The organism is Actinoallomurus sp. NPDC052274 (genome assembly GCF_040679475.1).
GTDB lineage: Bacteria > Actinomycetota > Actinomycetes > Streptosporangiales > Streptosporangiaceae > Actinoallomurus > Actinoallomurus liliacearum.
Genome location: NZ_JBFAUT010000055.1, coordinates 46790 through 65256 on the forward strand (window position 1 = coordinate 46790; position 18467 = coordinate 65256).

Below are 18467 nucleotides of genomic sequence, written 5' to 3' on the forward strand. Positions count from 1 at the left end.
GGCGTTGGCTGGTACCGCAGAGATGTGACCGGTGGGGCGGGTCGGGGGCTCCGCCCCACCGAGCTTTTATGTGGGGATGGGAGTGGCTGGTACCTGGTGGTACGTCGTCTCCAACCGACGGGCTGACCAGAGTGATCGAAATCCCTCTCGACTACTCGCGCCGGTCGTCATCCTCACTCTCCGTCTTTGACTCTGAACGCATCGTGCAGGGCGCGGGAGGGTATCCGCAACTGTTTCAAGAAACAATTTCAAGATCTATCGCAGGCATGTGGGCAACATGGTTGCTGCCGCCTGCACCGGTGGGCAGACTGACGCGGGTGTCCACACGGCAACCCACAGTGCGCGAGCGGCGACTGGCCGCCGAACTACGGCGACTGCGCGAGGCGAGCGGGCTGACGCTCGAAGAAGCGGCCGAACAGCTCGGCTGGAGCAAGACCAAGCTGTCACGGATCGAAACCGTCATGCGACGTATCGCTGCTCCCGAGGTTCAGGGAATCCTCGACCTGTACGGGGTCGCGGGCCGCCGGCGCGACGCCCTGATCACGTTTGCCAGGACGGCGCGTCAACGCGACTGGTGGGACACGGAGCCACTGAGCACCGACTACGCCACCTACATCGGGCTGGAAGCCGAAGCCGAGGCGCTGAGCTGCTACAGCATGGGCGTGATCCACGGTCTCCTCCAGACGGAGGACTACGCCCGCAATGTCATCAAGGCCGCGCTGATGCGCTTCAAGCCGCCCGCGGAGGTCGACCGCAGGGTGGCCGTGCGAATGGCGCGACAGGCCGCGCTCACCGATCGGGATGAGCCTCTGCGGTTCTGGTCGATCATCGACGAAGCCGTCCTCCACAGGGTCTGCGGCAGCGCCGAGGTCATGCGAGCGCAGTTCGCGCGGCTCCTCGAACTGGCGGAGCTGCCGAACGTCATGCTCCAAGTGATGCCGGCGGCAGCCGGTGTCCATCCCGGTGTCGCCGGATCTTTCTCGATCCTGCAGTTCCCCGAGCAGTACTTCCCGAACGTCGTTTATGTCGAGAATGTGACCGGAGCTCTGTACGTTGAAGACGAAGGGCAGGTGCATACCCACGCCCTGGCGTTCGAGCAGATGCAGGCGACGGCTCTCAGCCCAGAGGAGTCGCTGACGCTGCTCGCGCGGCTGGCGAGACAGTGATTGCAGGGGAGACCGCGTGACCGACCGCAACACACCTCAGGCCGTCTTCCGCAAGAGCATGTACAGCGACGCCGGGGAAGGCTGTGTCGAGGCGGCGATGCTGGACAGCTTGCGCCTCGTACGCGACTCCAAGGATCCGAACGGGCCGACACTGGCGTTCACGTCGTCTGCCTGGGCGGCCTTCATCGACGACATTAAGCAGGGCAAGTTGGACCTGACCGGTTCGCTCGGTGCCTGAGGGACTTACCCCACTTCGCAAACCGTCCGCAGCACTGGATGACAGAGACAGCCTGCTGATCCCGCCCGTCGGGCGCACTGTTATGCCGATGACAGCGCAGCGGGACTGTCGGCTCCGTGTGCGTTCTCGCTACTGCGGGTCGACGACCAAGAGCCATAGGCGGCTCCTTCTGGTCCGTTCCTAGACCGTGACGACGATCTCCCTCCAAGTGTGGAGCCCTTCCTCGAGGTGACGGTGTGCGTCGACGACGTCGTCGAGGGTGGAACACCTTGTCGACGGCGGGCCGCAGTGCACCAAGGCGTATACCGGCGTTCAGAAAGGCCGCCATGCGCTTCACCACGATGGCGTCGACGGTGTGCTCGAAGCTCCGATAGCTGAAGATCGTGAGCGGCGTGCTTCTCGGGAAGGCGGTCGGCCGAGGGTCCAGGAAGCCCGCAGCGACCAGTGTTCCGCCAGGCGGGCCTTCAGAAGATCCTGCTGGCCAGGGCCCATGACAAGGTCGAGGACGATGTCGGCGCCGGTCCCGCCGGTGTGGTGGCGGATCGCTTCGATGACGTCCACCTGGTCGGTGGCGATGACCGCGGCGGCGTCGGCGGCGAGCAGGTCGTCCTTCTTCGCAGTGTGTCGAGTGCGCGGTGGGTCGTCGGTGGTGGTTGACGGCTCTGTGGGTGGGGCCGCCCGTTTGCAGGCCTGATGGGGCGGCCCACTGCGCTTGGTCTGAACGGTCGGCTGCGGACGGCGGCGACTGGGGAGCCGGAGCGGCGTCGGGGTTGAGTGTGGCGGATGGCTGGCCTGCCAGCGTCCGGACCTGTGACCCGGGGCCGGCGACAACGGCTCTGTCACCGCTCAGGCTTTGCCCGCCCGCTCACCACGTCCAGCATCCGACACATCAACCAGAACCGATCAATTAATCGGCAGGACACGCCTGATCAGGTTTGATCGGCACCCGATGCCTGGTCATCGGGAGGGGTGACGGCAGTCCGGATTGTGTCTGTGAAAGCAGCGGGAACATTCCCTGGGCGGAATTGCGCGGCGAGGCGTATCCGCGACCATACCGTGCCGTGTTCCTCCAGCGGATCGGTGTCGCGCCGGTAGTCGCAGTGATTGACGACCCACGTTACTGCGGGACACAACGCTGCCGCGTATCGCTCCGCGTCCGATAGCGCCTTGTGTACCCGCATTCGTCGGCGGTCCTTTGCCTCGACGACGATCAACTCGCGAGCGTAGGGAGCTGGCGTGGCCACGGTGACGTCTGGGGTCACGTCACCTGTCACCGGAGTCCGATTCGGCTCGCGCCACACGTCCAGGTACGTCGGCGACGGCGACTGCCGTTGCAGTTGGCCAACCGGTTTGTCGGTTGCCTTGTTGGGCAGCTCCCAGACCCCGTCGGTGTCGGCCGTGCCAGCCAAGTGCACCCGCCAACCGGCGTGCTCGCAGGCATCGAGCGTCGCGCACAGTACCCAGATTTCGTAGAGCAGGTCCCGTTGTCGCCACAACGGGAGGTTGAGGAATTCTTCCACCGACTCCAGCAGCGTCGTCACGTCGAGAGGCATCGTCGGGTGGAGGACCTCGGTCGCCAGCCACTCGGCGGCGTCATTGCACTGCGACGTGAGGGTGTCAAGCCATTGAGTGAGGTGCTGAGGGTCACCGAACAGCTTCGGCTCCAACTCGGCGCGGGACTGGAGACTCCAGTGTCCGTCGCGCCACTGCGCTACGAACCCGGCGAGCATCCCCATACCTGTGCCACCGCTGTCACTGCCCGGAACGTGAACTGGTCCAAGCTGCCTGTCCAAACCGAGGAAAGTGGGCTCGTCGATGCCGTTGACGTGGCTTGGGAATGCCAAAACAGCCAGTGTTTCAGAATTGTGGTAGCGGCTGACCTCGTTTTTGAATTGGCGTTCCATCTGGTTAGTGATCCAGTGGGAGGATTCGTAGGTGAATACGTCGGCCGACCTGATGACTCCATTCTCGTCGCTGAACGCGTCGAGAGATGTGAGGTAGCTGCGTACCAACCACTCGGCGGTGCCGATCACCCGTTCTGCGGCACGCGTTGCCGTGATGACGGCATCGGTGGCCTCCGCCCACATCGCCGAACTGGTGTCCTGATCGGCCACCGCAGGTGCGATCCACCCGAGAGCCAAGATGTGATCGGCGAGTCGATTCCCACTCGCGTCGCGGGGCGGCCAATTCCCGTGAAGCCTCCCGACGTCCCACCTGAGAAACGACTGCACGGCGGTAACGTCGATGCGACCAATCTCGATCCTCGTCAACGTCGAGGTGAGGCGCCGCACCTGCTCCAGGAAGGCTGGACTGATCGTGAGCGGGCTCTCATCGACGTCGGATCGGCGCAGTCGGAACGCCTCGCTGGTACCAGTGGTCGTCGCGGTGTGCCGTGCAAGGCGTTGGTAGATCTCTTCCACCATCGAGACAAACCTGCCGCCCAAGCGCACCACCCCATTGAGCAGGACAGCCGTCGTGGGCGCGGCACCGGCCAGCTGTTCAGCAGCCGCTTCCCGAAGCAAGGTGGTTCTCTGTTGAGGGAACCGGTGTCGGGGGAACTGGCGATCCAACGTGGCGAAGTCGAGCCCGAACGAGTCGAACAGGTCTCCGATTACATCCTGTTCATTCTTGCCGGTGCCGACCTCGAGCGCGTCGACGATGAGACGGGCGAGGCGCCCTCGGGCCTCCTGGTCACTCATAGCGCATCACTATCCTCCGAGACGGCTAGACCGGTCGAGCGAATAAGGGGTGGAGCGGCATCCCGCGCCTCAGGCAGGCGTGCGGATAGGCCGGAGTGCAGTCGCCGGGCGACCGGTAGCTCACCTGCGTCGAGGAGACCCGCTGCAGTGCGGATCTGTCCGCCGGCAGTCCCTACTGGGTGCCCAGGATGACGGTGGTGGGGGAACTGGATTGGCTCTTGGCGGTCGCGTGCTCGGAGTTTGCTGCTCGCCATGCCGGCATGGCCCCATCGGTCGACGAGAATTCCCCGGCTGAGGAACGTCCCGGTTGCTACCGGCGTTTGAGGTGGGTGACGAGGAAGTCGGCGATGTCGGCGTATGCGGTGATCTCGTTGTCGCGGTTGGTGAAGCCGTGTCCTTCGTCGTCGTAGACGTTGTAGCGGACGTCGACTCCGCGGCTGCGGAGTCTGGCGACGATTTGATCGGATTCCTGCTTGGGGACACGGGGATCGCGAGCCCCTTGGATGACCAGCAACGGGGCGGTGAGTTGGTCGACGTAGGTGATGGGTGAGCATCGCCGCAGGCGTTCAGCGTCGGTTTCGTCGTGGGGGTCTCCGAGGACGGTGTTGACGAAGGTTCGCCAGGTCGGTGGGCAGGCGGTGGCGAGGGTAACGAGGTTGGACGGCCCGCAGAAGGACACCCCGGCGCTCCACAGGTGGGGAAGTCGGGTAAGGCAGGACAGCGCGGCGAATCCGCCGTAGGAGGCACCGGCCACGGCGAGACGGCCAGGGTCGATCCAGGGCAGTGAGCCCAGGTAGGCGGCGGCGTCTTCGAAGTCTCGGAGGTCGATTCCGCCCCAGTCCCGGTACAGCTGCGTTCGGGACGTCATGCCGTATCCGGTGGACCCCGCCACGTTGGGGCCGTAAACGGCGACCCCGTGGTTGAGGAGGTACTGGTAGAGGCCGGATCTTTCGTAGGTGAAGCGTTCTTGATTTTCAGGACCGCCGTGGATCCACATGATGGCGGGGAAGGGGCCTGTCCCGTGCGGGCGGTACAGGAGTCCGTGTACTGAGCGGCCGTCGCGGGCGGAGAAGGCGACGGTCTGCGGTTCGATCGGCTCGATTACGGACAGGGCGGGTGGCCGGGTGTCGGTGAGGTAGGTCAGAGCCCCGCTCGCCAGCTCGAGAACGGCGATTTCGGGCGGGCGTGTTGCGGTCTCAAGCTGGATCGCCGCCACGGTTCCATCGCGCGAAAGGTCGAGTGCGCGGATCACGCCTGACGACAGGGGCAGCGATGTTGGCTGCGCCTGTCCTCGGCGTAGGTGGAGTACGGAACGGCCGTTCTCATTCAGCGTCCAGACCATCGTCTCGCCGGCCTCGCGGAGGGTCTCGACATCCCAGTCGGCGCTGATTACCGGCCGCAACGTCCCGTCCTGCAGCGAGTATCTGGCGCCGGCCACGTACTCCCCCCAGGCGGTGGTGAGGAGGTAGAAGCCAGTCGAATCCGGAGCCCAGCAGACCGGGTCGAAGTGAGCGCTGCCGTCGGTCACCCGTACGGGTTCGGCACCGGGCGTGAGGAGGTCGAGCAGGTAGCAGTCCGAATCGATGTTCGCGCTGAAGCTTTCGGCCAGCACCCAGCGGCCGTCCGGCGATGTGCCGACGGGCTTATAGAACGCCTTTTCGGCGGGGATGTGTCTGCGCTCGGTGCCGTCCTGAAGATCGCGGATGATGAGGTCTTGCACGCTCGGATCCCGGTCGTTAGCGGCGTAGATCAGATAGCGACCGGTCGGATCGTACGGCTCGGCCGCGAGCGTGTGCTGGCGACCGTCGGCCGTGGTGAGCCTCTCCGGCTGCCCGCCTGTGACCGGAATCCGGTAGATCTGGTACTGCTCGTCTCCGTTGCGGTCGGCGGTGAACACCAGGGACTTGCCATCGGGCGACCACCCGGCCTGCCGTACGGCCTGGTCGGGGAACTCCACCATGCATCGCGGTTCACCTCCGCTGACAGGGGCGATCCATAGGCCGAACTGATGAGCGGGGTTGTAGGAGTAGGCCACCATGGTGGCGTCTGGCGATAGGGCGACGCCCGGTTGGAGCCGGGCCTTGGGGACGAACGAGAGCAGATCGAGCATCACAGTCCCGGAGGGTCGCAGCGCCGACGTGGCCGGCGCGTCATTGAATCCAGCCGCGGCGCATGGCGGCCACGACGATGGCGATGCGGGTGTCGACGGAGAGGCGCTTCTTCAGGTTGGCGAGGCGGCGTTGGACAGTGGGCAGGCTGACCTCCAGCCGATGCGCGATCGCCTCGTCGGTGAGCCCTTGGGCGAGCAGCGGAAGGACCCGTTCCTCGACGGGCGGCAGGCCGGTGCGTGATTCCGGCTGCGTGCCAACGGGCATCGCCCGTTCCCACAGCATCTCGAAGTACTCGCGCAGCGCACCGGCGATGACGGCCGAGCGGATGACCATCGCGCCTTCCATCCCGGTGGGGGTCAAAGGCAGCATCGCCAGCGATGCGTCGGCCAGCTTCATCTTCATGCCGATGTGAGGGAGGAGCCGGGCCTCTTCGCCGTGGCGTATCGACTCCTGGACTGCGCGTGCTCCGATCGGGTTATCCATGACGATGGCTTCGTAGATCGCGCGGCAGCGGACGCTGTTCTCGAAGGCCGGCGGTGGACTGTAGCCGGTGGCCTCATCCAGGGGAGTTTCGAGGTGGGAGTTCTCCAGGCTCATCCAGTCGTCTCGGGCTGAGTTGACCAGGGCATGCGACAGTCTGGTGATCTCCGTCCTGTCGACGACGACCTCCACGAGCCGGTGGCTGATCCTTTCGGCCTTGGGACGTATCCGCTCGATAGAAGACAGACGGCGATGACCGTCCATGAGGCGTTCGCAGTCCTCCATCAGTTGTTGCTGTCTCTTCCGCAGCAGGCCGTGGAGCGCGAGGTCGAGAGGCGCGGGCACGAGGTTCGGGGGATCGGGGCTGGCCGATCCGACATGAGCCATCCCGCAGTCGAGCAGTCCTTTCACCAGGTCAGGAGGTCCGACGAACTCATCGGTCTGCGACATCGGACAACCGTCAGCGGTAACCAACCTCTCGAATGCGGCCAGCAGGTCGTCGCCCACGAGTCCTGCGAAGAGCCGACGGACGGAACTTGTCTCTGAAGAGGTCATGCTTCAGCTTTCTGACAAGTGGGGGATATCGGTACAGCGCTCGCAGATCGCCGCTTCGAGCAGGTGGTGGGCACGCTTGTTGACCTGCTGTGATATGTCGATTCGATCTGTCCGTTGGGGTTCTCAGCTTCCGATGTAATCACCTCACTAAGAACTTTCCGTCATCATACAACTGCGGTGCGTTATCTCACTGTGCCGGTGCCTCGCTGAGCGCCCGACCTGGCGCGCAACCCGCCAGCATCGCAGGTCCTCCCGCTACGGCGTTCCGTTGACCAGGTGCTCTCACGGCGGCCTGTCGAGCGCTGCCTCAGGCGCGCGAATGAGCAGAATCCCTCACTGCACAGAACTGCATCTTCCCCGCTGCTCAGGCGCACGCTTCTCTGTTCTTCGGGTGGTCTGGGCGCGGCCCAGGCATGTCGGGGAGGTGCAGATGATCCGGAAGACCGCCGGAACGACGGGGCCATCGCCGCACGCACAGGGACTACGTGCCGTCCGTCGTCAGGCGCTGCGTCTCATAGGACGCCGACGCTCGGACGCGCGCCGGTCACTGCTGGCCTCATCGCTGCTGGCGCCACCGATCAGTGCCGGCCGGGGCGTGGGCCAGGACGCCGCTGTCTGTGCGAGCAGCGAGGCGGTTCGGTGCCTGCAGTTCCTCCCGGATCCCGGCGAGCCACTCAAGGGCTGGGCGTGCGCGGGCCCGATCGTCGTCGATATCTCCGCGGTCGGCGGAATCATCGGGGTGGCCGGTCCCGGTGTCCTCCGAGCGGCCATCGCAGCCCTTTCCCATCGGAAACGAGACGCGCTGATTATCACCGCCGGCTGCGCGGCGGAACTGTTCGGTGTCGGGCCGGTGCCCGCCGAGGCCAGGGTCGTGGCCACGTCGGATGAGGCGATCGCATTGGTGCACGCCGAACTCTCCGAGCGGGTCCGTAGGCAAGAGAACGGCGGGGACGCCAGAAGCCTGCGGCAGCTGTGGCTGGTGGCCCATGCCGACGCCCAGCAGACTCGTCTGCAAGCATTGATCGGCGAAGCCGTCCAGTACGGGATTCACGCGCTGGTGGCGGGCTGGTGGTCTCTCGGGGCAAGCCTGGCCGTTGACGATGACGGCCGAGTATCGTCCGCGTCCCCTGGACTCCAGATGTTGATCGGTGCCCGCCTGGCGACCGCCCCGCGTGACTCCGCGCAGGATGAGGCGGAGTACCTCACGTCAGAAGCGAGGACGGACGGCAGAGCCGATGCCGGTCCGCCCTCAACGGGCACTCCCGATACGGCTGCGGCGGCTCTCCCTGCGCTCGACGGCGAGGCGCCCCGACGCACTCAGCGCATCAAGCCGCGACTTCAGATGCTCGGCCCTGCATCGATCGCCCTGGCGGGACGAAGGCTTCCCGGTTTGCTGGAGCGTAGGTTCTCCTGGGAGATCGCCACCTACCTCGCCTGTCATCCTGAGGGTGTCAGCGCAGACCTCATCATCGAGGATCTCTGGCCATCGGAGTCGCTCTCCTGTGCGCGCAAGCGTTTTAGCGACGCACTCTACTATCTGCGCAAGGCGCTGCGGGAGGCAGCGGGCGGATCAGATGCGAAATTCGTGCAATTGAGAATGGGGCGATACTGGATCGACCGCAGCCTGGTCGACACCGATCTTTGGGACTTCGAGACGGCGGTCCGTCTGGGCCGTACCGCTCACAACGACAGGTGTCGCCTGGAACAATTCCAGCAGGCTGTCGAAACGTATCGTGGCGAGTTCGCCCATGTCGGCGACGGCTCATGGGCCGAACCGTACCTGCAGGACCTTCGGCGTAAGGTCATCGATGCGTCGATGGAGCTTGTGCGGCTGATCGAGGATTCACATCCCGGACGGGCGATCACGATCCTTGAGCGAGCCGTCAAGGTAGCCCCATGTCATGAAGAGGCCGACCGCAAGATGATGCGGATATACCATCGGCTGCACCGGATCGAAAGCGTCAGGTCCGCGTATGAAGCGTTGGAGGAGCGACTCGCGCGCCTCGGCGAAGAGCCTTCGCGGGAAACGCGCGCACTCTTCCGATCGCTGACTGTAGACACCAACGTGGCGACATGACCACGGCTCGTGGCCCGGCTGGACGGTCGCGTCGCTCGGGGTTCCCGAGTCGCCTACCGGATCGCCTATCGACGGCGGCGCCGACCTAGAACCGGTGGGGTGAAGCGGGCGTCTCCCAAGGTAACGCGTGATGCGTACCTCCCGGACGTACGCCCCGACATGAGGGCTGATGCCCGTAACAGATGCGTGACGGTCGGTCGGCTCGGCCGTTTGTGTCACGTGCGCCATGCGTCAATCGCAATTCTCTCTTCCGAATGAGATCTTGCTTTTCCTATATCGCCTTGCGTGTGAGGCCCCCTTGTTGTGCGCTTGCTGGTGGCCTTTGGGATATTGATCAGGCCGCTGACCTGCGAATATCTTGAAAAACGCCGCCCTGGGGGGCTCCCAAGCGTCAGATTTCGTGGTCGAATAGGAGTAGCACAAAGAAGCGCGATCGGGAAGGGGTGGGAAATGGACGCAGCGAATCGATCCGAGCGAGAACTGCTCGTAATCGTGGACACGCCCGATCTGCTGCCCGAAGCACACCTACAGACCTGTGAATGGATGGCATATTTCGTGCCCTCCGTCTCTGCGAAGCGTGGTGCTGCATGCTCCGGATACATCTCCGATCTGCGCGAGGTGCGAGATCGATTCCCGGACGTGACGTTCTGCGAATGCATGGACGACGTCGAACGTCACGGAGTCGCATACGCGATCGACATCGAAGAAACGCTCACGGAGGGTCTGGAGTACTTCGAGACGCTCACGAGCGATGGCGTATCGGTGGACGTGCACTATCAGCCAGAGCAGGAGGACTTCATCTTCACGATTGACGGGCGGATCGGATCCCGTTTGTCCTTCGACGCGATCAGGGACGAAGCGGCTCGGCCAGAGATCTTTGCCGAGCGTGCCGCACGCGCCGTCCGCGCGATCCGCTGGGCCGAACAGGACTGGCGGTGCCGTAGCACCCACCGATCCTCCTGACCGCGTCGACGGCACGTCAGCCGCACGCGCTCACCAGGCAACACCAGGAACGCATCACCTTCATCCCACGGGGGAGATCCCATGTCGACGACGCATGTCTTGACGCTGCCCGAAAACTCCCAGCCGCCGCACTTGGTGCTGGTGTGGCGCATCGACGCCGATCACATCCTCGAGATCGGAGCCGACGGCCGTACCGACGATCACCGGATCCGCTACCGCTACCGTCTGTCTCACAAGAACCAGACGATCTTCCACGGTCGTGACCTCTGCTCCGGGAGCGGCCCACCTCCCGTCGCAGAGACGCTCCTTCAGGCTGCCCGTAGCCTGCTCCGCTACCTCACGCTCCGTCCCGGAGACGTCGAAGCCGACTACTTCGACGACTACACGCCCGAACAGCTCACGTGGCGTGACGAGTTCGCCGAGGAACTGTCGGCCTACGCCGAGGACCACAACTGCGGCTACTGCGGTGGCGATCACGACTCGCCCGCTTGCTTCACCACACCCTTCGAGGGAGACGGGAACGAGCAGACGAGCACCAACGATCAGTTCGACGGTTCCTTCGCCTACGTGCGAGCCGGGGACCTGCGCCGTTGGGACGTGCTGTTCGCCCCGGTCCGGCAGATCACCGACGAGCCCAGCGAGGAAGACGCCGCGATCGTCGCTGTCCAGACGTCCATCGGGCCGCAGTGGTACGGCGCCGACGTGCTGGTCTGGGCTTACCGCCCCGCCGACCCGCAGAGGGGCTGTGACGAGTGCGGCGCGGATCCGGGCGCTCCGTGTAACCCGGTCACCTGCTGCGCGCTGGCGGTGCTCGAAGACGCCGCTGAAGCCGCACGAGAAGAGCGGTGACGTTCGCACGACGGCGGACGGCGCCGTGAGCCGCGTAGGGCTTGCCCACGCAGCTCACGGCGCCACCTTCTTGACTAACCGGACCACCACATCGGCATCGGGAGCAGGAGCAGCCTGAGCGGTTCAGCCGGTTCGGCTGCCGTCGATGCGGCGGCCTGGGCGGTGCAGCAAACGGTGACGACGGGCTTGGAGAGCACCGTTGCGGCCACAAGGACGGTCACGGTGACGGCGACGCGGATCCAGTTGATGACAGGCGGATGCGGTTTCTTCAATGCCGACGAACCTCCTCCTCTTCGGGGGCGTCGCCAGACCTGCCGCCAGCGGCGGCGTGCTGCCCGTTCGCAAGGGCCGGCCTGACGAGGTCAGCGGCGGCGGGGAAGGCGTGGGTGGGGGGCCGTAGCCGCACCGGACGGCGTCGATCAGTGGCGTACGCGGCTCGCGGTTCTGACACGGGAGCGGGGGGCCGCAGGGCGTCGGGCGCAGCCATGCCGGCTCGGGACGGTGCTGGTCGGTCCGGACTCGGGGTAGCGGTCACCGCTCCCGCGGTCGGGTCGTCCACGCGCTGGGTTCCACTCCAGGTGCGGGCGAGCCGACGTCGCCCTGAGGGTGTCTGCTGGGCTTGGCGAAGTCCGCCAGCGGGCGGCGGTCATCGCTGCCGAGGCGCGCCCAGATGGCGTCTGCCGGTTCGCTGAGGTCTGTTCGGGTGCTGGCGGTCAGGATGGGCAGCCCGACCGGCGGGCAGCCGCGCCGGAAGTTCGCCTCTCGGCGCGGTGAGGTGAAGTAGAACAGTGCCGGCGTACTGATCCCGGTGGCCTGGGCGAGACGCATGTAAGAGTCGATCTTCGCGATGACGCGTGTGAGGGTCTCGGTGCCGTTGTCGTACTCGAGGAAGAAGTCGAGAGACCGATCACCGGTGTTCCACCGGCCGTACCCGTCGGATTGGACGAACTTCTTCCAGGTAGCGGCGCAGCGCGCTTCGGGCCACCACTCGCTGAGGTGTCCCTGCTCGGGCCGAGCGGCGAGGCAGGCGAAGAAGCAGTTGACGCCGAGCAGGTGGCTCAGTTTGGCGGACAGCATGACGGCGGTCGCACGATCCCGCCGCCAGCCGAGTTCCTTGAGCGACAGCCCGCGTTCGGCGGCGACGACCTCGGCGCCCGCGGTGTTCAGCAGCCAGTGGCAGGGGGCGGATCCGCCGCCGGGGCGAAGCGGGCGGATCTTCTGCAGGACGTCGAGCCGGTGCAGGATCAGGAGCCGGTGGTCGGCGGTGTCGGTGTTGCCGGCGAAGGCGAGGTCGGCGACGTGGGCGGTGGTGAAGACCTTGTGCTCGTGCAGCATCCGCAGGAGCCAGCGATCGCGCTCGGTGAGCCGGGTGGCCAGGATGCCGAGCAGGTCCGTGGTCCGGTTTCTGGATCTCGTGGCGTCGGTGGGCATGACCGATCCCCTTCCGTACGGACTCAGGCGGTGGATCGCGGATCGCCGGGCAACGGCCCGGCCGTCTCGGCCGTGGATTTGCGGCCGTAGCGCTCGCGTGAGGCTTCCCGGATGGCCTTCTCCCGGCCTCGTACGGGCGGCGGCAGACGCCGGGTCCGGAAGGTGAAGGCGGGAGTGAGCGCGCCGTGGTTCACCAGGCGGGCAGCCGCTTGGAAAGCGCCGAGGTTGGCGAGGTCATGCGCGCTCAGGTTCGGGGCCAGGTGGCGTTCGAGGTGACGAGCGTCGTTCGGAGAGACGGTGAAGAAGACCTTGTTGCGGGCGTTCGCGGCGAGCGACTCGCGTAGCTCGGACGGCAGCTGCGCGAGGTTCTGATGGGCGAGGACGAGTCCGGCCCGGTACGAGCGGGCCTCGGCGAGCATGTCGTCCAACCCGTGAGGCAACGTCAGGAAGTTGTGGCACTCGTCGACGTAGATCGCGCAGTCCGGCCGGTCGGCGTCCGGGCGGCGAGCCCGGGCCTGCACGGCCTGCCAGGTCTTGGCCAGAACCAGTGAGCCGAGAAGGCGAGCGGTGTCCTCGCCGAGGACGCCCTTCGGAAGACGCGCGATCACGGCGCCACCGGTGTCGAGGAGCCGGCCGATGTCGAGACTGGTCGGGCCGGCGGCCAGGACCTCCCTGGCGAAGCCGCGTAGCAGGACGGCACGGAGTTTGTTCATCACCGGCCCGGTGACCTGGGCACGCTGGGCGGCGGACAGCTCGTCGTACCAGTTCCAGAAGTCGGCCAGGAACGGGTTGGTCACCCGGGCGACCGCTTGGGCGCGGTAGGCGTCGTTGCCGAGCAGGCGCGGGATGTCGGCCAGGGTCGCGTCCGGCCTGTTCATGACCGTCAAGATCGCTGAGCGGAGGACGTCGTCGGTGCGGGGTCCCCAGAAGTCGGCGTAGATGCGGCGGAAGATCCCCACCACCACGTCAGCACTCAGTTCCGGTGTCGCGCCGTCGAGGATGTTGACGCATGGTGGCGGCGCACCGTCGTCGGGGTCGATCACCGCCACCTTGCCCACGAGGGTTTCGGGTAGGCGCGACAGCAGCAGGGTCGAGTCGCCCTTGGACTCGATGGAGACGAACCCGCGGCCTGCCAGAGCATCGCCGAGCTGCATGGCCAGAAGGCCGGTGGTCTTTCCGGCACCGGTCTCGCCGATCACGTGGGTGTGATGGCGGGCGTCGGCGATCCGTACGCCTACTGCTCTGCGGGGGCCGGCGTCGGCATCTCCCAGCACCCGCACGTCCGGTCCGCCGGACGGCACCGCGGGTGGCGGCGGGATCGGCCTGGCTCCGGAGCGGACCAGGCCGGGAACCGTCTCGTCGATCGGCAGATGGCAGACGGCGGCGAGTTCGGGAATGGACAGCAGATCTCCATGGCACATCCGGCGCGATCGGATCGCCTCGTCGCCCCGGCGGAGCCGCTGACGACGCAGATGGTTCATGCCGGTGTATGCCGCATACGCGGAGGCGATCGCGTGCGCCCGCCCGCGTAGCCATTCACGACCGCGAGGGCCAGTGTCGTCGGTCGCGGTCGCATACCGGATCACCGTCTCCAGCCGTGGCCGCGACGCCTTGGCCACGATGGCCCGTACCTCCGCGAGCGTCTCGGCGGGGAGCGGCGCCCCCGCGCTTCGGTGCTGTGTGTGGGCACCCACCGGCAGGAGGTCGAACAGTCCCGCCTTGGCGTTCGTCGCGAGGCCGGGCGAGCGCAGCGCGGTGGCGTACTTTCCGGCCCGCCGCAGCCTGCGGCCGGTCACCGGCCGAGCGAGGACCTGCACGATCACGCTCTCCGCGCCGTTGAGCCCTCCGGCGGCTGCCAGCAGTCCGCGCACCGGATCGGTGTCGAAGTCCGAGCGCAGCGGGAAGTGGTCGGGTCGAGACAGCCGTAGCCGCCCGCCTGCGGCAGCGTGCCCCAGCGGCAACGCCGGCCGATTCGCCACCCGTACGGTGCAGGTCGCCGCCCCCGGCCACGCGCCCTCGATCGCCCGCTCGACCAGGCCAGGTGGGATCACGCCGGGAACCCATAGCCGGATTCGAATCCCGGCCGCCGTGAAGACGTACTCCCAGGCGACGTGGGGCACGCCGGTGATCGGGCGCAGCCACCGGGGCCGCAGCAGGCCCAGGAGCTGTGCCCACAGCGCTTCGGCCCCGGCAAGGTCAACGGACGGCGGCGGGGTGATCTCGACGACTCGGGACGCCGCGGCCAACCGGCGATGCCGCCATCGGATCAGCGCCGTACGCGTCGATGCGACCGCGACCGTCACCGTGAGGACGACGGCGACCAGCATCATCCAGTGCGGACGGGCGAGACCCTCGATGGCCTGCAGCCAGTGGCACATCGACCCCATCGGATCGTTCAGGAACCGACCGGCCGGAGACGACGGCGTCGGTGGCCCTGATCGACCTGCTGATACGGGAAGTCCGTTCACGCCAGGTCGCCGTCCTCGAGGTCGGCGAGTTCGACCGGATTGGTCGTGCAGATCCGGTGCTCGGCGGGAGACGCCAGGCTGCGAAGGGCGACCCGCTGGGATCCGCAACTGAGGAGGGCTTCGCCTCTGTCCGCGGCGAGCAGGAACGCCCGCTCGCCGTCGGAGAGCCGGAAGGCGTCACAGACCTGGTCGATGGCCTGCGGGGCCTGCCTGAGCAGGATCTGGGTGGCGCTGTTGCTGACGACCGCCCGTCCGAGGTCGGAGGCGAGGACATCGGTGGCGTCCTGGGTGACGACGGTGAGGCCGGCCCAGTACTTCCGCGCCGACTTGGCGAGGCGGTACAGGAACTTGGCGCCTTCACCGTCACGGAGCAGCAGCCACGCCTCGTCGACGATGACGAACCGGCGTCTGCGATCGCGGGGATCGCTGATTCTGCGCCAGGTCGCGTCCAGAGTCAGGAGCGTGGCGACGGTCTTGAGCTCCTCGGGTACGTCCCGCAGCGAGAAGACGACCAGGTGGCCTTCGGGCCTGGTGGTCGTCGGTCCGTCGAAGAGCTGGCGGAAGCTCCCGGTCACGTACGGGGACAGACGCGCGCCGAGCTCCCGCGCCTTCGGGTCCTCGCTGGTGTTGAGCGTGGCGGTCAGGTCGCGTAGCAGCGGTGCGGGCCGACACCAGGTGCGCGGGTCCTCGGTGATGCCCGCGGCGTAGTAGGTGGCGAATACCGCGTGATCGAGTACCGCTCGTGATGCCGGGTCGAGCGCTTCGCCCATCAGCACCGCGGTGAGGGTGTGCAGGAACAACGCGCGCCGGGTGAGCGCGTCGGCGGTCTTGCTCGCGCCGGACGGCAGGTCGAACGGGTTGAGCCGTACGCCGGGCGAGCCGAGGGCGATGCGGGCACCGCCGGCCGCGTCGGCGAGCCGCGCGTACTCGTCCTCGGGATCGATGACGGCGATCTCGACCCCCGCGTACATCGAGCGCAGCGCCTCCAGCTTGGTGAAGTAGGACTTGCCGGCACCGGAGCGGGCGACGACCACGGCGTTGTGGTTGTCGAGCGCCCACCGGTCCCAGGTGACCAGGGACGTAGAGGCCACGTTCGCGCCGTACAGCACCGACGTGTCCGACAACGGGCAGGCGAGGTCGGGCGAGGTGAACGGGAACGCGGCGGCGAGCGCGTGGGTGTCCATCGTCCGTCGCGTGCCGACGGCGTCGATTCCGAGCGGGAGCGTCGACGTCCAGCCCTCCAGGGTGCGGAACGTCGTGAGCCGGGCGTCGAGCAGCAGGGAAGCGGCCAGCGCACGGATCCGCCGCAGTTCGCGGGACAGTTCGGCCTCGTTGGCGGCGTGAACGGTGATGTAGAGGGCCGCGCGGAAGAGCTTGGCCTCACCGCGGGCGAGGGCGGCTGCCAGCGCGTGGGCGTCATCGGCGGCGGCGTCGGCTTCGAAGTCGACCAGCCGGCCCTTCGCGGAGTCCGATCGGGCCGACGACTCGAGCCGGGCGAGGCGCTTGCGGAGGCGGTCCGCCGCGACCTGGTTCGGGATCGGCTCGATGTGCAGGGCGACGTCGATACGGCCCGGGTCGCACAGCAGCGGCTCGAGCCAGCCCGGCCCGACCTCGGCCGGATAACCGGTGATGGTGAACGTGGCGCAGACGCCGTCGCCGAGTGTGAGGGTACGGCTGCCGACCTCCACGGCATCCGGCCCGAGCGCGAGGGCAGGCGGTTGGGTACGGCGGCGCGGGAACGCGTGTTGCCTCGTGATTCGCTTCATCGGCTTCTGACCACCTCGTACGGGTCCCTGAGGGAACACGGCGTCGGGTTGTTGGGATCGCAGGCGGCCGCGAGCACCGTCGAAACGGCCAGGCCGTCCAGGACGCGTGCCTCGAAACCCGCGGCCGTCAGCGCGGCGGCGACCTGTTCGGCCTGGCGCAGCGCCGGCGTGCTGTCGGCGTCGTTGGGATCGGCTGAGTCGTCTCGTACGACGACGAGCACCTGCCTCCAGAGCAGTTCCGACCGGTCGGCCAGATCGGCGAGGAACCGGGCATGTTCCCTCGCGGCCTCTTCGAGCTCGGCGTCCGGTAGGCCAGGCGCGGCCTCGAAGACGCGTACGGCCATCGGCATCAGATCCATGCGTTCGGCCCGCATCAGGATCTGGATTCGTGAGGAGAGCCCGTGCAGGCAGCGGGCGAAACCGGCGACGAGCGCCTCCTGTTCGCCGACGGTCGCGAGCGCGAAGCTGACCGTGCCGCAGGCGATGACAGCAGCGCAGCCATGCCCGCCCAGCTCGACCAGCCCGTCGGGATGGATGCCGGTGACCGGCAAGGCGAACGGTGCCGGGGGATGGCCGCCGGAAGTCCCCAGCCGGTGCGGCATTCCGCCGACGTCACGAGGGACGTATCGGCGCGGAGCGAACCGCTGCCTGACGGCCGCGAGGAGGAGGCGGTCGAGGCTCTGGCCCTCGCGGCGTACGAGTGCGAACGCCACGGCGATCGACGCGAACGGCACGCTGCAGGCCAGGAAGACCAGCGGTGGGATGAGATGCCGGGTGGCCATGAACGCCGCCCACAGGACGGCACCGGCGCCGCCGAGGATCGCGACCTGCCGGGCGGTGAGATTCGCCAGGATTCGGTCCTCGCGGTCGATGTCGGCGGGGATGCGTGTCGCATACCGCCCGCCATGAGGGACGCGGCTCATCTGTGATCACCTCGCGGACGCTGTCGGCCGAACAGCGGCGGTGGCTGCCGGCCTTCGGACGGGGCGGACCCCCGGGGCGGGAAGTCCTCGATGCGGGGGCGCGGTCGGCGTCCCCGGTCGAAGTCGGTGAACAGCGGGGCCTGCACCGGCCGTTGCGGCAGGTTCAGCGGCAGGCGGAGTTGCTCGGCGCGCTGCTCGATGGGCAGCTCGCCCTGCCGCCAGTGGCGGGGCACGTCTCCGCCCGGCCGCAACGGCAGTTGCAGCTGGATTCCGCGCTGTGGGGCCGGCCGTAGCCGCGGCATGTTCGGCAGTTCCAACTGCCTGCCGCGTGGGGACGGCCACTGCAACGGAAGTTCCGGCTGCACCCAGGGGCGGGAGCGCGGTAGCGGACGAGGACTGGGCGGCGGTGGGCCTGGCGGTCGACCGGGCGGAGGTACGGATCCGGGAGGCGGCACGGCCGGGCGGATGCTGCCGGTTCGGCCGGAGATTCCGCCGGTGATGCGCCGCAGGATGAGGACGGAGAACGCGGTTCGGGCGGCACTGCCGATTGGGTTGCGGCCCAGCGCGCCACGCCAGATGGCCTTGGACACCCATGACGGGATGCGGGCCAGGATGTACAGCAGGCAGACGACCAGCAGCAGGTCGACGGGGGTTCCCCCCGAAGTGTGGACACCGGTTGTTATGCGGCGAGTGCCACCTTATGTGACCTCTGTTCGTAGCTGATCGGGCTGATCTGGCCGA

At 67.3% G+C, this 18467-nt stretch carries 15 protein-coding genes; 6 read left to right on the plus strand and 9 right to left on the minus strand.

What is annotated here, in order from left to right:
* Positions 1–317 precede the first annotated feature (317 nt).
* From AB0K82_RS34625 to AB0K82_RS34635, 3 genes are all read left to right on the plus strand, one after another.
* Positions 318–1166 carry a helix-turn-helix transcriptional regulator gene (locus AB0K82_RS34625; RefSeq protein WP_364405164.1) on the plus strand — a complete coding sequence of 283 codons (849 nt, stop codon included), beginning with the start codon at positions 318–320 and terminating at the stop codon, positions 1164–1166.
* A 16-nt stretch (positions 1167–1182) separates the two neighbouring features.
* Entirely contained in the window at positions 1183–1404 is a 222-nt protein-coding gene (locus AB0K82_RS34630; protein ID WP_364405166.1) for a DUF397 domain-containing protein, read from the plus strand.
* A gap of 444 nt (positions 1405–1848) precedes the next feature.
* Positions 1849–2061, plus strand: a complete 213-nt coding sequence (locus AB0K82_RS34635) for a hypothetical protein (protein WP_364405168.1) — start codon at positions 1849–1851, stop codon at positions 2059–2061.
* A gap of 272 nt (positions 2062–2333) precedes the next feature.
* Here AB0K82_RS34635 and AB0K82_RS34640 read toward each other — a convergent pair whose 3' ends face one another.
* The 3 genes from AB0K82_RS34640 to AB0K82_RS34650 form a co-directional block, all read right to left on the minus strand.
* Positions 2334–4103: a hypothetical protein gene (locus AB0K82_RS34640; protein ID WP_364405170.1), complete on the minus strand. Its 1770-nt coding sequence runs from the start codon at positions 4101–4103 to the stop codon at positions 2334–2336.
* 310 nt (positions 4104–4413) lie between these two features.
* Positions 4414–6213 (minus strand): S9 family peptidase, encoded by a 1800-nt coding sequence (locus tag AB0K82_RS34645; RefSeq protein WP_364405172.1) that lies wholly within the window; start codon positions 6211–6213, stop codon positions 4414–4416.
* A gap of 40 nt (positions 6214–6253) precedes the next feature.
* On the minus strand, positions 6254–7201 hold the full coding sequence (locus AB0K82_RS34650; RefSeq protein ID WP_364405174.1) for a LuxR C-terminal-related transcriptional regulator: 948 nt from the start codon (positions 7199–7201) through the stop codon (positions 6254–6256).
* A 478-nt stretch (positions 7202–7679) separates the two neighbouring features.
* Here AB0K82_RS34650 and AB0K82_RS34655 point away from each other — a divergent pair, with 478 nt between their 5' ends.
* The 3 genes from AB0K82_RS34655 (at position 7680) to AB0K82_RS34665 (ending at position 11138) form a co-directional block, all read left to right on the plus strand.
* Positions 7680–9326: a bacterial transcriptional activator domain-containing protein gene (locus AB0K82_RS34655; protein ID WP_364405176.1), complete on the plus strand. Its 1647-nt coding sequence runs from the start codon at positions 7680–7682 to the stop codon at positions 9324–9326.
* 450 nt (positions 9327–9776) lie between these two features.
* Complete coding sequence (locus AB0K82_RS34660) at positions 9777–10289, plus strand: hypothetical protein (RefSeq protein ID WP_364405177.1); 513 nt, start codon at positions 9777–9779, stop codon at positions 10287–10289.
* A gap of 81 nt (positions 10290–10370) precedes the next feature.
* Positions 10371–11138 (plus strand): hypothetical protein, encoded by a 768-nt coding sequence (locus tag AB0K82_RS34665; protein ID WP_364405179.1) that lies wholly within the window; start codon positions 10371–10373, stop codon positions 11136–11138.
* 74 nt (positions 11139–11212) lie between these two features.
* Here the strand turns inward: AB0K82_RS34665 and AB0K82_RS34670 are convergent, their stop codons facing one another.
* From AB0K82_RS34670 to AB0K82_RS34695, 6 genes are all read right to left on the minus strand, one after another.
* Positions 11213–11410, minus strand: a complete 198-nt coding sequence (locus tag AB0K82_RS34670; RefSeq protein WP_364405181.1) for a hypothetical protein — start codon at positions 11408–11410, stop codon at positions 11213–11215.
* Between the two features lie 259 nt (positions 11411–11669).
* On the minus strand, positions 11670–12569 hold the full coding sequence (locus AB0K82_RS34675; protein WP_364405183.1) for a replication-relaxation family protein: 900 nt from the start codon (positions 12567–12569) through the stop codon (positions 11670–11672).
* Positions 12570–12592: 23 nt separating this feature from the next.
* Positions 12593–14947 (minus strand): TraM recognition domain-containing protein, encoded by a 2355-nt coding sequence (locus tag AB0K82_RS34680; protein WP_364405185.1) that lies wholly within the window; start codon positions 14945–14947, stop codon positions 12593–12595.
* 86 nt (positions 14948–15033) lie between these two features.
* Positions 15034–16803 carry a conjugal transfer protein TraC gene (locus tag AB0K82_RS34685; RefSeq protein WP_364405186.1) on the minus strand — a complete coding sequence of 590 codons (1770 nt, stop codon included), beginning with the start codon at positions 16801–16803 and terminating at the stop codon, positions 15034–15036.
* The gene (locus AB0K82_RS34690; RefSeq protein ID WP_364405188.1) at positions 16800–17726 is read right to left on the minus strand and encodes a PrgI family protein; all 927 of its coding nucleotides are present in this window, start codon (positions 17724–17726) and stop codon (positions 16800–16802) included. The genes AB0K82_RS34685 and AB0K82_RS34690 overlap by 4 nt, the downstream gene beginning before the upstream one ends.
* A complete protein-coding gene (locus tag AB0K82_RS34695; protein WP_364405190.1) occupies positions 17723–18091 on the minus strand; it encodes a hypothetical protein in 369 nt (122 codons plus the stop codon). Before AB0K82_RS34695 ends, AB0K82_RS34690 begins: the two co-directional genes overlap by 4 nt.
* Between the last annotated feature and the right edge of the window lie 376 nt (positions 18092–18467).